Consider the following 16,699-nt stretch of genomic DNA (forward strand, 5'->3'; position numbering starts at 1 on the left):
CGGATGTATAAGCAAACTAGCCTTTGATTTAACTGTCTAGGTTAGATAAAGTTAAAATTAGTTCTTAATCGGTGTAGGCTACAGTAGATTGTCGCTCTCTATTTACCGTTAACTTGGTAACATCCGGCCTAGAGTAATGCCCTACCACATCAAAATTCTGACGCTCTTCATATACCCGATTAAAATCTAAGGTATGATAGATAAGCCCTTCAGTATCCAAAACAGGTTCCACAAGCCATTCCCCATCTGGGCCAGCAATACATGATCCTCCATTCGCTAAAACTTCGGGAGATTTTTCTAAAATTGCTTCTATATGCGGAGTAGCTTTAGGGAAATCTGTTCTCTTCATTAGAGAAGATACAGATATTACATAACTACGAGATTCCCTTGCAATAAAACGAGTAATATCTTTGGTGTTATGGTCACTACCTGGCCACACAGCAATATGTAAATTTTCTCCTAAACCGTAAAGCGCTGTGCGAGGTAACGGCATCCAATTTTCCCAACAGTTTAACCCGCCAACCGTAAATTCTTTTAAAGAATGAACTTGCAAACCATTACCGTCTCCTGGAGCCCAAGTTAATCGCTCATCATAGGTAGGCTGCAATTTTCGGTGTACCGATTTTATCTCTCCTTGTTCATTAATATAGACAAGTGAACAGTAAATACTATGGCCTCCTCTATTTTTTGCACGTTCCATAATACCTAAATAAATGGCTATAGAATACTCCTTTGCTAAATTACAAACAGCGTCTAGTTCTCCTGCTTCAACCTGTATCGCATTACGAACATAGTGTGCGTGAATTTCTTTATTTACTTTTAAATCCCAAGAAGCACCTTCTGTTAGTGCCAACCAAAATGGATATCCTGGTAATAACGCCTCACCAAAAACTATTAATTCTGTTTTTTGAGCTGCCGCTTCTGCAATGGAAGATTCTATTTTCTTTAGGGTTGCTTCTTTATCTAGCCACACAGGAGAAATTTGTGCTAAGGCTACTTTAAGTAAATTATTCATCTATAAAATTCTATTTAATACCAGATCTACATTAATCAACAAGATACTAAAAACCCCTGCGATAATGATAAGCTTTAGAATATTATGTAATAAGATGTAGTGTTTTTTAGAATCTGAACGCAACAACAAAACTAGGCATAGCAACAGCAAAACAACACAAGCTATGAAATAGCCGTACATGTATCCTACATCAAATTTAAAGATTAATAGCATGGAAGGAATTAAAGTGAGAAGAAACAACATACCAATAATAGTTTTTGAGGTATTTTCCCCATAGAGAATAGGGATCGTTTTATAATTCTGAGCCAAATCTCCTGCCATATTCTCTAAATCTTTGATGAGTTCTCGTGCTAAAATCACTAAAAATAAAAATAGTGCATGCACAAATATGACCGATTCAAAGTTTTTATAATATACAAAAACCACAAAAAAGGGTGCTACGGCAAGTGTGGCCGAAATAAAATTTCCAACAAATGGGATTCTTTTCAGCTTGTGTGAATAAATCCAAATTCCGAAAATATACGAAGAGAAAAACAAAACAGCTTTGAAAGAAACATAGCTTGCGACCAAGGCTGCTAAAAAATTTAGGACAAAATAAGTGCTTAGTTTAAAACGCTGACTCACCAACCTATCTAGCATTGTTTTGCGCGGCTTATTTATCAGATCTTTTTCCGCATCGTAAAAATTATTTATGATGTAACCCGCTGCAATAACCATGGCAGAAGATAAAACAATAAGGAAAAGGTTAAAATCAAAAACCACCTTGCGAAGTGGTAAATTAGGTGATAAGATATAAATGGATGCTAAATATTGAGCGATTACAATAATTAAAATATTGTACCCCCTAACAACAGAAAACAGACTCAATAACTTTAAAAGCAGGAGCTTGTTTTTTCTATTAAGCATGCGGATTGTTTTTAGAAGTTATAGACTACTTCTAATTTATGACCATTCAAGGATTTTTTAGCTTTCTCAAAATCTTCGGTAAATCCTAGGATATAACCACCACCACCAGAACCACAAAGTTTCAAGTAGTATTCGTTCGTATCAATCCCGTGTTTCCAAAGTTTATGAAACTCCACTGGAATCATTGGTTTAAAGTTATCTAAAACTACATGAGAAAGTTGCTTTAAATTTCCAAAAAGAGAACTTACGTTACCGCTAACAAAATCTTCTACACAAGCATCTGTGTGTTTAATAAATTGTTCTTTTAACATTTTACGGAAGCCTTTTTCTTTCATTTGCTCCATAAAAATTTGCACCATTGGCGCCGTTTCTCCAACAATACCACTATCTAATAAAAACACAGCACCTTTACCTTCTGCATTTTGAGAAGGAATGCTAGTAGATTCAATATTGTCTTTAGAATTAATTAAAATAGGTAAGCTTAAGTAACTATTTAAAGGATCTAGTCCTGAAGACTTCCCATGAAAAAATGATTCCATTTTCCCAAATATAGTTTTTAAGGTCAGTAATTTTTCTCTAGTAAGATTCTCTAAAACTGTTATTTTATCAAAGGCGTATTTATCATATATAGCAGCAACTAAAGCACCGCTACTCCCTACACCATATCCTTGTGGTATTGAACTATCAAAATACATTCCTTGAGCCACATCCTTTTTCAATAAGGCTATATCGAAAGCTACTAGTTCTGGGTTTTCTACTGCTAATTCTTCAAGATATGCAGCAAAACGCTCCAAACTTTCGTTAGATTTTTTTGCTTCATCAGATAAATTATCATCCGATTTTAAAGCTCCTTTAAAAAAATTATAAGGTATGGACAATCCTTTAGAATCTTTTATAATTCCATATTCTCCGAAAAGTAAAATTTTTGAATAAAATAATGGTCCCTTCACCTTTTTGATTGTTTTAACTTAGCACTAAATTAACAAATTATTACACTTTAAATGAGCTTCAACCCATTTATAAGTGTAACAATCACTTTATACCTTCCTCAATAACGCAAACAATTAGCTTTAATTATAGTCGTTAGGCATTCATTTTTAATTGTTTAGCACCAAATCCAATTCGATCACAAATATACTGCTGGTTTTCACAATATGCAATTAACTCTTCTTTAATAAATTGAAAAACAATATCTTTTTCATTTTCAGGATAGAGTACATGAACATTGGCTCCCGCATCTAAAGTAAAGCAAACATTAGAACCAGATTTTTCTCTAAACTCCCATATTTTATTGATGATTTCCAAAGTATTGGGTTTCATTAAAATAAAATAAGGCATACTTGTCATCATCATAGCATGTAAGGTTAAGGCCTCACTTTCTACAATAGCTATAAATTCTTTTAAATCACCGCTTTTAAAAACAGCAATCAATTTATCTAAATTGTCATGCGCTTGCTTAAAACGCTGTGTTGCATAGGGATGATTATGCATTAAATTATGCCCTACCGTACTACTTACTTGCTTTTGACCTTTATCTACGAGTAAGATAGTATCATGAAATCGTTTAAAATTATCGTGTACGTCATAAGGATATTTTATTCCGAACAAATCTGAACTCCCTTTTGTTTTTTCATGCTTACCCCATTGCACAATATCACCCTCAATACTTCTACATGCACTCCCCGACCCTAATCTGGCTAAAAAAGATGCTTTCTGAACAAAATAATCGTCGTTCATTTCTGGATTAAGTTGTCTTTCTAAAGCCACCAAACATAAAGCTAAAGCAGACATTCCGCTTGCAGAAGAAGCGATACCACTACTATGCGGAAAAGAATTTGACGTTTCTATCGTAAAATGATACGCTTTTAAAAATGGTAAGTACACCGCTACCCTAGAAAAGAAAGTCTCTATCTTTGGCTTAAAATCTTCCTTTACCTTCCCTTCAAACCATAAATCAAATGAATAATTATCTGATAATTTATCCAGTTTTTTGAAAGAAACTGTAGTCGTGGTAGCACAAGCATCTAGCGTAAAACTAATAGACGGATTCTGTGGTAATTGATTTTCTTTCTTTCCCCAGTACTTAACCAAAGCAATATTACTAGGTGATTTATAGCTTACTTTACCTTCTGTAATTGTTTGGTTATAAGCCGAAGGGATAAAGTCTTTTTCAATCATGAAGTTTCAATTTTGTTACAAAGATAGTTTTTAAGTGCAATTCCATTATTAACAATAAAATTAAATCACTATTTTAGATGCGAGACACCCACATGTATTTTGAAAAAACAAATATATTATATTAGTATCGCTGTTGCCATTTGCTTGGTTATAGGATTTTTATCTAGCTTTGCCACAAAGGCCTCTATTTTAGACTGGTATCCTGCACTTAACAAACCTAGTTTTAACCCACCTAACGCTGTTTTTGCTCCAGTTTGGAGTGTATTGTATGTGATGATGGGTATTTCAGCCGGATTGGTTTGGGCAAAAGGATTTCATCATATATGGGTAAAAACCGCTTTGTACCATTTTATATTTCAGCTGCTTTTTAATGCTTTGTGGAGTATTGTCTTCTTTGGATTAAAGCAACCCTTCTGGGCATTGGTGGTGATTTTGACACTATTAATCCTTATTATACTAACTATCCGTTGGTTTAAGGTGGTACATACTACGGCCGCGTACCTTCTTATTCCTTACTTCCTTTGGGTTTGCTTCGCCACTGCACTAAACTATAAAATCTGGGAGCTTAATTAAGAACCTCTGAAAGCGCCACTAATTTAGACATCGTCTTATAATTTCTCGTGGTTGCTTGGATTTTTAGTTTTCGCTCAAAAAAATTATTGTTGCACTTTGCTTTACCATAACCTACATTACATTTTAAATAAATGCATGCTGATGCAATGCTAAATTCTTCATTTAAAAATGTCTCTGATTGCAGTTTTTGTTTTAAAGAATCTTCTGCTGGTGTTTTAAAAAGTACAAAGTAAGAATGGTTTGCTGCTACAGTTTCAGCCGCTAAGTATGGCGAATTTTCTAAAATTAATTTAAATTCTTTTGCTTCGAAAAGCATTACAGGAACTTCAAATTCAACTGTTTTTAGAATCAGGCTTTCAATAGAAGCTATCAAAATAGGCTTTGATAATTCATCTGATTGAAAAACTACATTACCACTTTGTATATAAGTTTGCACATTTTTTAAACCTAACTTTTCAAGAGTGCGCTTTAAATCTACCATCTTAATCTTTTTCTGACCAGAAACATTTATGCCTCGCAAAAGTAGAATATAGGTTGTCATGAACTTATTTTTTTAGCGGCAATTGCCTGAGCAGAGATATATCCACTAGTCCAGGCATTTTGAAAATTAAAACCACCTGTTATGGCATCCACATTAATAACCTCTCCTGCAAAAAACAAATTGGTTACTATTTTGCTTTCATAGGTTTTAAAATTTATTTCTTTTAAATCTACCCCGCCGGCGGTAACAAATTCTTCTTTGAACGTACTTTTACCATCTACTTGATATTCTCCTGCGGTTAATTCTTTTGCTAATTGCTGTAATTGAATCTTAGTAACATCTGCCCACTTCACTTCTTCTGAAATATCTGAAGCCTTTACTAGATGAACCCAGAGCCTTTTAGGAATAGCTACTGCATTTGTACGCAACACCGTTTTTTTTGCTTCTACACCTTTTATTTGTAGTAGTAATTGCAACATTCCTTCCTCTTCATACTCAGGAAGCCAATTTACCTTAATTTTAAAACGGTAATTCCAATCATTCAACATTCTAGCACCCCAAGCAGAAAGCTTTAAAATCGCTGGTCCGCTCATACCCCAATGTGTAATTAACAAAGGCCCCTCTGATACCAATAGTGCCCTAGAGGCTACTTTACTTTTTAAATTGATAGTTACTTTACTTGGCAAGGTTTTTTCCAACACTTCTACCGAAGCATACGCACTCACTCCAGGAATACCATCTATACGATCATCTTTAATATTGAAGGTAAATAATGATGGAACTGGTGGTACTATCGTATGCCCTAATTTCTCTAAAAGCTTCCATATTTTAGGATTACTCCCTGTAGTAACTAGTAATTTTTTAGCGTAATATTTTTTCTGAATAGATGCTATCATCCAACCATCCAGAGGAGATTCCTCTGATTTCTGAACAGTCTCAATAGCTACTACAGAACTATTTCTAAGTAATTTTATACCCAAGCGCTCTGCTTCACTGGTAAAACAATCTACTATAGTTTGCGAGGTATTACTTTCCGGAAACATTCTTCCATCTTCTTCTATCTTAAGTGTAATTCCTCTTTTATCGAAAAAAGCAATAGTATCTCCACTGCAATAAGTATGAAAAGGTCCGCGTAATTCTTTTTCTCCTCTTGGGTAATTTTTAACCAATTCATTAGGATCAAATTCTGCATGTGTTACATTGCAGCGCCCACCACCAGAAACTTTAACTTTTGTTAGTACTTCTTTACCACGTTCTAGTATAGCTATTTTAAAAGCAGGATTTGCTTCTGCGATATGGATTGCAGCATAAAAACCAGCTGCTCCGCCACCTACTATTATAACATCAAACATTATTTATTTTATTCTTTCTGGAAAGTTGGTAAATACACCATCTACACCAATTTGTATCATTTCATCAATGGCAACCGGCTCATTGACGGTCCATGGATAAATTTTAAAGCCTGCTGCTTTTATTTCATCTGCTATTGCCAAAGTAAGTTTTTCAAAATCTGGATTAATAGCCACTGCCTTTAATTCTTTTGCCAAAGGTAAGGCTTCTCGCGGATCATCATTTTCTATCAATACAGCAATTTTAATCCCCGCATTTTCCATACGCATCACCTTAAGTTCCTCCCAATTAAAGCTTGAAATTAAAAAATCATCTAACCTCCATCCCTCTTTGAGGTATGCTGATATAATGCCATTAACATCCTTAGCAGTTCCTGCGCCTTTTAATTCTATATTTAAAGGAACCTTTCTATCAATTACATTTATCACTTCCGTTAGTAAAGGTATTTTATGATTTCCCTTTACAGTAACTTTTTGCAATTGGCTCCATGTATATTCTTCTATGTTCCCTATCCCATCTGTTAACCGGTCAATAGTATCATCATGAAAAACAACTATTTCTCCACTTGCAATTTTGAAGACGTCAATCTCTATCATATCCACGTCTAATTCTAAAGCTTTTTTTATAGAAGGAATTGTATTTTCGGTCTCGTGACCCATTGCCCCACGATGTCCAATAACTAATAGCGATTTATTTTTCATACACGAACAGGCGACAAGCAGAAAAAGAAGCATTGTTATGCTTTTCATTTCTATTATTTTAATTTAAAGATAAATGATTCTAAAGGCTTTATTTGCAAGGAGAACTCACCTATTTTAGTATCCATCACTTTTAATTCTGGATTTGAAACATGGTATAATTGATCTTCCATTGGAAATATTCCTGATGACAGCTTCCATTTTTCAATCATAAACTCCGGGACTTTTAATGTAAGATCGTACGTCTTTTCTTTATCAAAATTTGTAACTATAATTAATTTTTCATCATCAGACCATCTACAAAATGTAAATACACGATGATCATAACCCTCTGTGTGGTCCTTATTATAATAATGAATTTCTTGATATTGCCCCATCAAAGCACTACTCCCAATGGTGAAATTTAAAAGACGTTTATAAAAATCTCGTAAATTTTTCTCGTCTTCAGTAGACTGTCCTCCGTCAAATTTTTTATTATTCACCCAACGTTGAAATGTTGTCACTCCAATATAATCAAATATTGATGTTCTGCTTGGGCTCCCAAAACCTGCGTTCTCTGCTCCCGGCTCTCCTACTTCTTGTCCAAAGTAAATCATGGTAGGCGCCGTACTCAAAGTAGCAGATACCACCATAGCAGGTTTTGCAATTTTAGGATCTCCTGCAAAGTCAGGACTCGCGATACGCTGCTCATCATGATTTTCTAAAAAGCGAAGCATATGGTGCTCGATATCTTTCATACCACGTTCTACCGTTTCTATATGATCTGTCCACCCATGACCAGCCATGATATGTTTAAGACTATCATAGAGTTCTACCTTATCATACAGATAATCCATTTTCCCTTTATGAATATAAGTCCGATACAAATCAGGATTATATACTTCCGCCAATAGAAAAGCGGTTGAATTTTGCATTTTGATGTTTGAGTTCATATAGCTCCAAAACTCCACTGGCACCATTTCTGCCATATCAAACCGAAAACCATCTACTCCCATTGCCAACCAATACAATGCGATGTCTTTAAATTTTATCCATGAATCTGGTACATTTTTACCTTCCCAAAACTCAAAATGGCTTTTATAATCTTTGGTATCAAAATTATCAGGAAGCACCTCAAAATCATAAGAACCATCTGGCCGTACTCCATAATTAACTTTTACAGTTTCATACCAATCATTCCTATCTGGTTGTGCTAATCTAGAACCATTACCCGTCCATCTCGCAGGAATCTCAGTATATTTTCCATCTGCCAAACTAATCTTTTCTCCTCCTAGAGGCTGATATCCATCTTGCCATTGCGGAACTTTAAACTCCGCATTTGGGATGTAATAAAAATTATTATCCCGATGGTATTCTACTGAGGTATCATCAGAAGCTCCAAATGGCTCTTGACCTTTAGGGGTGGTTTTACCTTCATAATTGCGCGCCACATGATTAGGAACAATATCAATAATAAGTTTTAAACCTACTTTGTGCGTACGCTTAATTAATGCTTGAAACTCTTTTAATCTATTTTTAGGATCATCTGCTAAATCTGGATTTACATTGTAATAATCTTTTACCGCATATGGAGAACCAGCTCTACCTTTTACAATATCCGGATCATCATTAGAAATGCCAATTGACGTATAATCTCTAATAACATCATGATGGGGAATACCGGTATACCAAATATGTGTTACACCTAAATCTTTAATTTCGGTCAACGCTTTTTCTGTGAAATCAGAAAATTTTCCCACTCCGTTTTCTTCAATAGTCCCCCAAGGTTTATTGGTCGTATTTGTATTTCCAAAAAGACGTGTAAACACTTGGTACACCACTTCCTTCTTTTTAATTGAACTTGTAGGTTTCATGATTTTTTCTTCTTTTTTATCATTCTTACAGGCAAAAATTATGATTAAAACAAGTAAAGCATACCATTTTCTCATCGATACACTTTAATTAGAAACTACCGTTTCTTTATTAGGAGTAATCACCACACGCTTTCCATGTACCCGTATAGAGGTCTCTTCTGTACCTTCTAGCTGAAACTTCGTTTCTTTTTGCGAAACAGTTACTTTTAAGATGCGCTTTCTAAAATTAATTTTAAAGGAATAAGTCTCCCACTGCTCTGGAATTCGAGGAATAAAAGATAATTTATCTTCAACGACACGCATACCTCCGAAACCTTCTACAATACTCATCCAAGTACCTGCCATTGAGGTAATATGCAATCCTTCTTCAACCTCCTTATTATAATCATCTAAATCTAATCTAGAAGTGCGCAAATAAAACGTATACGCTTGTTCCATTCTATTTAATTTAGCGGCTTGAATACTATGTACACAAGGAGACAAAGATGATTCATGTACCGTAAATGGCTCATAAAAATCAAAATGCTTCTCTAATGACTCCAGTGAAAATTGATCTTCAAAAAGATAAAATCCTTGCAAGGTATCTGCTTGTTTTATATAGGGAGAACGCAAAATGCGATCCCAACTCCATTTCTGATTTATAGGGCGTTGAGATTTTGGTAAATTAGCTACCGTTATTAATTCCTTATCTAAGAACCCGTCTTGTTGTAGAAATATATCATGCTCTTTTGAAAAAGGAAAGTACATATTATTAGCTACTTCTCCCCATTTTTCTGTCTCATTTTCAGAAAGTTTAGTGATCCCTATAATCCTGTGATAATCTTCTGAATACCCATCTTTAACCTTTTCAAGTTGCTCTAAAGCGTAGCTGATACACCATTTTGCTAAATAGTTTGTATACCAGTTATTATTAACATTGTTCTCATACTCATTAGGACCAGTAACTCCTAAGATTACATAACTTTCTTTTTGGGTAGAAAAAGTTGCCCTCTGGTGCCAGAAACGCGCAATTCCGATAAGGACCTCTAGCCCCATTTCTGGTATATATGTATAATCTCCAGTATAACGGTAGTAATTATATATAGCAAAAGCTATGGCCCCATTTCTATGAATTTCCTCAAAAGTAATTTCCCATTCGTTATGACACTCTTCGCCATTCATGGTTACCATAGGATATAATGCTGCACCATTAGAAAAACCTAACTTCTGTGCATTTTCAATTGCTTTTTCTAAATGATTGTATCGGTATTCTAAAAGATTACGCGCAACCTTTTGTTCCTTAGTAGCCATGTAAAACGGAATACAATACGCTTCTGTATCCCAATAGGTGCTTCCTCCATACTTCTCTCCTGTAAATCCTTTTGGACCAATATTTAAACGAGAATCTGTTCCTAAATATGTTTGATTCAATTGAAAAATATTGAATCTAATGCCTTGTTGTGCTTTTACATCACCTGCAATAGTAATATCACTCATTTCCCAAATCTTAGCCCATGCTAATTTTTGTTTTTCTAAAAGCGAATCGAAGCCTAAGCTTGATGCTTTTTTCAAAGCAGTTTTTGCTGCTGCAACTAAGGCTGATGCTTTATGATTTTGATCTACAGTATACCCTCCAAATTTTTGAAGCGTTACGGTTTCTCCATTTTTTACTTTTTGAGAATAAGAATGTTTTATTAAAAATTCTGTTCTTGTCTCTGCAGGTTTTTGAACACCAACCTCACCCTTATACAGCAATTGAGACTGCATAAATGTGCAGGTCGCAAAATTAGTTTTCATGGTATGTGCCTCAATAAAAGCCTGATTCATTTCTGAAGAAATAGCCGTAGTATTCCAAAACTTATCATCCCAATTACTATCTTCATTGGTGATACCACTATCTAAATAAGGTTCAAAAATAATCTCCGCATCTGACCCAACTGAAGTGAGTTCATACTGAATAGCTCCTATTTCATTGATATCTAAACTTAAAAAGCGAGTTGCTTTAACCTTAACCACTATATCATTGGGCAATGTTGCCTTAAAAGAGCGTTGATACCAACCCTCTTTCATATTAAGCTCTCTCTTGTAGCCAGCAACAGATTTACAAGTATTTAAATCTAGAGACACTCCGTTTACGAGAACATCAATGCCAATCCAATTTGGCGCATTTAATACTTTCGCAAAATATTCTGGATACCCATTTTTCCACCAGCCTACACGTGTTTTATCTGGATAATAAACACCTGCTATATAGCTTCCTTGAAAGGTATGACCCGTATATTTTTCTTCAAAATTAGCACGTTGCCCCATGGCACCGTTTCCTATGCTAAATAAACTTTCTGAAGATTTTACACGTTCTTTATCAAAACCTTCTTCTATAATTGACCAATCATTTGGCTTTATATAATCTTGATTCATTCTTTTAAATTAAATATGTTGACTTCTTGGAAAATAATGTAATTACGCCAAGACCCTAATTAGTACTATTGAGAAATAAGTGTGTCTAAAAATGATAACTCTATTTCTGTAAAATCATTAAAATTATATTTTGCCTGATTTAATATTTCGGCATTACCGATACCAATACTTATCATTCCTGCAGCATTAGCTGCCTCTATTCCCGCTACGGCATCTTCAAAAACAATACAGTTGTTTGGCTTGACCCCTAATTGATCTGCAGCAATCAAAAAAACTTCCGGATCTGGCTTAGCCTTTGTAACATTATTACCATCTACAATAGTATCGAAATAAGGCAATAAATTTACTTTTTCTAAAATTGGTTGTGCGTTTTTACTCGCAGACCCCAAAGCAATAGGAATCTTTTTTTGTTTTAAATACTCCAATACTTTAGGAACATCAGGTAATATTTCTGAAGCATCCATATTCTCTATATACGCCAAGTAGTCTATATTTTTCTCCACCATCCACGTATCAAATTGTTGCTGCGTAGCTGTAACACCGCCAATGTTTAATAAAATTTCTAAACATCTTTTTCTACTGACTCCTTTAAATAGTTCATTTTGCTCATAAGTAAATTCAAAACCTAATTCATTGGCCAGTTTCCTCCAAGCCAAATAATGATATTTTGCCGTATCAACAATGACACCATCTAAATCAAATATGAAACCTGTACTATTGTTATCCATTATAAATATTCTCTAATTTTTAAACATTAAGCGTTGATTCTCGTTCTATAATTGTTGGCTCTAAAATTTCTGTACGATAAGTTTCAACATCATTTTCACTTTCTATCTTCTCTATCAACATTTCTGCCGAAATTTCTCCCATTTTCTCTCCATGTTGTGCTACTGCCGTCAATGTAGGATTTGAGAATTTAGACAAAATACCATCTGTAAATCCAATAAATTCTATATCCTGCGGAATTTTAAATCCAAGCTTTTGAGCAATTCGCATTCCGTGAATCGCATAAATTTCATTTACACACAACACAGCATCTACCTTTTCATTTTTTAAAAATAACTCCATAGCATCTCCCTCAACACTACTCATAGAAGGTAGTTTTAGTATTAAATTATCTTCCACGGCTATATCAAACTCCTTTAGTGCCTGAAAGTAACCATCAGCCCTTTCTTTACTCACACTCAAATAATCTTCTGTAGCGACTAATGCTATTCTCTTTTTACCATTTTCAATTAACTTCTTAACAGACCTATACGCACCATCTTTATCATTGATTAAGACCTTATCACAAGCTACTTGATCCGTAACCCGATCAAATAAAACCAAAGGAATTCCCTGTTCCGTAAGCTCCTTTAAATGGTTATAATCATTCTTAAGCTGAGTTTCAGAAGATAAAGACATGATAAAACCATCCACACTTCCATTGGCAAGAATTTCCATGTTTATCACTTCTTTATCAAAAGATTCATCAGATACACACAGAATTACATTATATCCTTTCTCATTAGCAATCTTTTCTATTCCATGAAAAACAGTAGTAAAAAAATGATGAACAATATCTGGTATAATTACGGCGATATTTTTAGTGCTTTTATTCTTTAAACTAATAGCAATATTATTTGGTTTGTAGTTGTAAAGTTTCGCGAAGGCCTGAATTTTCTCCTTAGTATCCCTGCTAATTTCTTCACTATTTTTAAGTGCTTTAGAAACTGTAGAAATCGAAACTTCCAATTCTCTAGCAATGTGTTTTAGTGTTATTTTTCGCTTTAACATGTTTGATTTTTGAGTAGTTAATTCAATTAATAGGTTAAATTAACATATAAATTCGCACCCCATAGCAAATATTAGTTTTTTAACAATTGCCCTCTTTATCTCACAAAATTTAAGAAAAAAATAAATGTGTATCTTTGTTTTAAATTTTGAAATTCGCACAATAATCAGGAAATTTTAAGAAATATCCAATCTAGAGGTGTTTTATTTAAAATTATTGCAATTAAGTAAAGTTATCAACACGAAACCGTTTTCGTAAACTTATAATGATGACACTCAATAACTTTAACAAGTATTTTGCATATTTTTAACTTTTGAATTTAAATTAACTCAACTTAAATTAATTATCTATGAAGATTAAGCTATTTAAAAGCTTGCTTATTGCTGGGGCATTTTTATGTTTTGGCATGATACAAGCACAGGAGGTATCAGGAACTGTTTCTGATGCTAGCGGGCCTTTACCTGGAGCGAGTGTTCTAGTAAAAGGTACGACCAACGGTACTCAAACCGATTTTGACGGAAATTTCTCATTAAGCAATGTAGCCTCTGACGCCACTTTAGTGTTTAGCTATATAGGGTTTAAGACAACAGAGATTGCTGTAAATGGGAAATCAACTATAAACATTACACTTACTGAAGATGCAGAAGCATTGGATGAAGTTGTAATTGTAGGGTACGGTAGTACAACTGTAAAAGATGCTACAGGATCAGTAACAGCCGTAAAATCAGAAGATTTTAACGGAGGGGTAATTTCATCCCCAGAACAATTAATTCAAGGAAAGACAGCGGGTGTTCAAATTTCACAAGGAAGTGGAGAGCCAGGAGCTGGAGTAGCCATTAGAATACGTGGTACTTCTTCCGTACGTTCCAACAACAACCCATTATTTGTTGTTGACGGTGTTCCATTACCTTCTGGTGATTCTTCAGCAGAAGGAGCAAACGTAGGTATTGGTACCAGTGCTGCTAAAAATCCATTAAGCTTTTTAAATCCTTCTGATATTGAAAGCATGAGTATTCTAAAAGATGCTTCTGCAACCGCAATTTACGGATCTAGAGGTGCAAACGGAGTAGTAATAATTACAACTAAAAGCGGAAAATCTGGCAGCAAAAAAGGAGTTTTTGAATTTTCATCAGATGTAAGTTTCTCCTCTCCTGCAAATGAATATGATCTACTTAATAGGAGCCAATTTTTAAATGCAGTAGATGCTTTTGGAGGAACGGCGACTGATTTAGGTAATGATACAGATTGGCAATCTTTTGTTACCAGAAACTCATCTTCGACTAATAATAATTTTGCATATTCTAGAAATTATGGTTCTGGAAATGTTAGAGCTACTCTAAATTACGGTAAACAATTTGGTATAATTGAAAAATCATCTCAAGAGAGAGCTACCGCAAGAATCAATGTATCTCAACGTTTTTTTGATGATAAATTAAAAGTTGACCTTCAAGGTACTCTTTCAAAAGTAAACGACGAAGCTCCTCCACTTAGTGGTAGTGCTGGATCAACCGGAGATTTATTAGGAGCAGCATATTCCGCTAATCCAACGTGGCCATCTGACCCAACTTTCAACCCAGGAGATCGTATCAATCCAATTAATTTATTAAACAGCTGGCAAAGCTTAACTGACACAAATCGTTTCTTAGCTAATTTGTCTGCAGATTATGCAGTTACTGATGACTTAAATGCTAAAGTAACTTTTGGTTACGATAAATCAGAATCAACAAAAGAAGCTTCTTTAAGTTCTCAATCCCTAAACGTAGGAAGAGGCGCTGGTGGAAACGGACGAGGAGGCTTAAATGATTTAACTAATGAAAACCGTCTTTTTGAATTCACGTTGAATTACAAGAAGGAATTTGAGAATTCTAATTTGGATATTCTAGGAGGTTTTTCTTATCAAGATTTTAATTCTAGAGGTAGAAATGTAGAAGGCTGGGGTTATAATACAACAGATTTAAATCAAATGGCTAAAGATTTATCAAGCTCAGCAAGCACCTTAGAATCCTTAGTTTCTGGAGCATACCAGCAATATGGTTATTCTTTTGATGTATCAAACAACCCTAATGGCTTGTTTGTAAATAGACTTCTACCAACAATTTCAACGGACTATTTAGGTGATGTTGAAGGACTACCAGTTAGGGCGGTATTTGCAGATACATTTGACAATACAGATGAAATCCAATCATTCTTTGGGAGAATTAACTATAGCTTATCTAATAAATATTTATTTACCGCGACAGTAAGAGCCGATGGTTCTTCTCGTTTTGGCTCAAATAATCAATATGGAATCTTCCCTTCTGCTGCCTTTGCATGGAAAATTAACGAAGAAGATTTTATAGGAGAATCTGTTTCCACTTTAAAGCTTAGATTAAGTTACGGTATCACAGGTAATCAAGATGGATTAGGGTATGGTAGATTTATCAGGAGAGAGCGTTATTCCGGTGGGTCAGTTGCCGATGGAGGTGCAATTAACGTTCCTGGAGTTAATACAGTTGATTTTGCTAACCCAGATTTAAAGTGGGAAGAAACAACACAATACAATGCAGGTATAGATTTTGGTTTTTCAGATGATAGATTTACAGGTAGTTTTGATATTTACAGAAAGGAAACTAGAGATTTATTATTAAGTGTAGAATCTGCACAACCCTCTCCACAGCCTTTTTTCTTTCAAAACTTAGATGCTGTAGTACTAAACCAAGGAGCTGAATTTTCAATTAATTATGATCTTTTACAGGGAGACAATTTTAACTGGAATGTAGGTTTCAACATTGCATATAACAATAATGAAATACAAGACTTTGAAGGAGCTATTACAGCTGGAACAATTCGCGGAGCGGGATTGAGTAACGCATTTGCTCAACGTCTTGAAAGCGGTCAGCCTTTATACTCATTCTATTTAAGAAAATTTGAAGGTTTTGACGGCAATGGCAACCCTATATTTGAAGGAGGCATAGATAATCAACAGTTCGTAGACAAAAGTGCTTTACCTGATTTTACAGGAGGACTTTCTACGAGTGCTAATTACAAAAATTGGTCAGCGTCTTTATATTTTAATGGCCAATTCGGAAATTACATATACAATAATACAGCCAATGCATTTTTCACAGGAGGTGCTATAGGTAGTGGCAACAATGTAACACAAGATGTAGCTAATTTAGCTGGTATTGAAGGCCGTTTTGCAGAAGCTTCAGTATCTGATCGTTTTTTAGAGAAAGGTGATTTTGTAAGATTGCAAACCGCATCAATCGGCTATAATGTTCCTCTTACTGATGGCTTTTTCAAATCAATGCGTCTAAGTCTTACTGGACAAAATTTATTTGTGATCACCGGCTATTCTGGCTTAGATCCTGAAGTTAGTGTAATACCAGGTGGTGGAGATCTTTTGAATGGCCTTCCAATAGCTGGAATAGATTACACATCATTTCCAAGGCCAAGAACTTATACATTTGGCTTTAACGTAACCTTTTAAAAAAA

At 34.6% G+C, this 16,699-nt stretch carries 13 protein-coding genes; 2 read left to right on the forward strand and 11 right to left on the reverse strand.

Annotated features, from left to right (window positions below):
* Positions 1–64: 64 nt before the first annotated feature.
* The 4 genes from M666_RS02710 to M666_RS02725 form a co-directional block, all read right to left on the reverse strand.
* A complete protein-coding gene (locus tag M666_RS02710) occupies positions 65–1,015 on the reverse strand; it encodes a carbon-nitrogen hydrolase family protein (protein ID WP_029444986.1) in 951 nt (316 codons plus the stop codon).
* The gene (locus M666_RS02715; protein WP_024479044.1) at positions 1,016–1,921 is read right to left on the reverse strand and encodes a geranylgeranylglycerol-phosphate geranylgeranyltransferase; all 906 of its coding nucleotides are present in this window, start codon (positions 1,919–1,921) and stop codon (positions 1,016–1,018) included.
* A gap of 11 nt (positions 1,922–1,932) precedes the next feature.
* Complete coding sequence (locus M666_RS02720) at positions 1,933–2,871, reverse strand: mevalonate kinase family protein (RefSeq protein ID WP_029444987.1); 939 nt, start codon at positions 2,869–2,871, stop codon at positions 1,933–1,935.
* Between the two features lie 133 nt (positions 2,872–3,004).
* Positions 3,005–4,099 carry a diphosphomevalonate decarboxylase gene (locus tag M666_RS02725; RefSeq protein ID WP_029444988.1) on the reverse strand — a complete coding sequence of 365 codons (1,095 nt, stop codon included), beginning with the start codon at positions 4,097–4,099 and terminating at the stop codon, positions 3,005–3,007.
* Between the two features lie 99 nt (positions 4,100–4,198).
* Between M666_RS02725 and M666_RS02730 the strand changes: the two genes are divergently transcribed.
* Positions 4,199–4,672, forward strand: coding sequence for a TspO/MBR family protein (locus M666_RS02730; protein ID WP_029444989.1), 474 nt, complete (start codon positions 4,199–4,201; stop codon positions 4,670–4,672).
* Here the strand turns inward: M666_RS02730 and M666_RS02735 are convergent.
* The 7 genes from M666_RS02735 to M666_RS02765 form a co-directional block, all read right to left on the reverse strand.
* Positions 4,665–5,213, reverse strand: coding sequence for a DUF1697 domain-containing protein (locus M666_RS02735; protein ID WP_025613802.1), 549 nt, complete (start codon positions 5,211–5,213; stop codon positions 4,665–4,667). The genes M666_RS02730 and M666_RS02735 overlap by 8 nt on opposite strands.
* The gene (locus M666_RS02740; protein ID WP_029444990.1) at positions 5,210–6,505 is read right to left on the reverse strand and encodes a BaiN/RdsA family NAD(P)/FAD-dependent oxidoreductase; all 1,296 of its coding nucleotides are present in this window, start codon (positions 6,503–6,505) and stop codon (positions 5,210–5,212) included. The genes M666_RS02735 and M666_RS02740 overlap by 4 nt, the downstream gene beginning before the upstream one ends.
* A gap of 3 nt (positions 6,506–6,508) precedes the next feature.
* Entirely contained in the window at positions 6,509–7,252 is a 744-nt protein-coding gene (locus M666_RS02745; RefSeq protein WP_029444991.1) for a glycerophosphodiester phosphodiesterase, read from the reverse strand.
* A gap of 5 nt (positions 7,253–7,257) precedes the next feature.
* Complete coding sequence (locus tag M666_RS02750) at positions 7,258–9,129, reverse strand: alpha-amylase family glycosyl hydrolase (protein WP_029444992.1); 1,872 nt, start codon at positions 9,127–9,129, stop codon at positions 7,258–7,260.
* Between the two features lie 9 nt (positions 9,130–9,138).
* A complete protein-coding gene (locus M666_RS02755) occupies positions 9,139–11,451 on the reverse strand; it encodes a maltose phosphorylase MdxK (RefSeq protein WP_029444993.1) in 2,313 nt (770 codons plus the stop codon).
* Positions 11,452–11,516: 65 nt separating this feature from the next.
* Positions 11,517–12,179, reverse strand: coding sequence for a beta-phosphoglucomutase (gene pgmB, locus M666_RS02760; RefSeq protein ID WP_029444994.1), 663 nt, complete (start codon positions 12,177–12,179; stop codon positions 11,517–11,519).
* A 19-nt stretch (positions 12,180–12,198) separates the two neighbouring features.
* Positions 12,199–13,227 (reverse strand): LacI family DNA-binding transcriptional regulator, encoded by a 1,029-nt coding sequence (locus M666_RS02765; protein ID WP_024479054.1) that lies wholly within the window; start codon positions 13,225–13,227, stop codon positions 12,199–12,201.
* A gap of 347 nt (positions 13,228–13,574) precedes the next feature.
* Between M666_RS02765 and M666_RS02770 the strand changes: the two genes are divergently transcribed.
* The gene (locus tag M666_RS02770) at positions 13,575–16,694 is read left to right on the forward strand and encodes a SusC/RagA family TonB-linked outer membrane protein (protein WP_029444995.1); all 3,120 of its coding nucleotides are present in this window, start codon (positions 13,575–13,577) and stop codon (positions 16,692–16,694) included.
* The last annotated feature ends 5 nt before the right edge of the window (positions 16,695–16,699 follow it).

It is taken from the genome of Cellulophaga baltica 18, assembly GCF_000468615.2.
Lineage (GTDB): Bacteria > Bacteroidota > Bacteroidia > Flavobacteriales > Flavobacteriaceae > Cellulophaga > Cellulophaga baltica.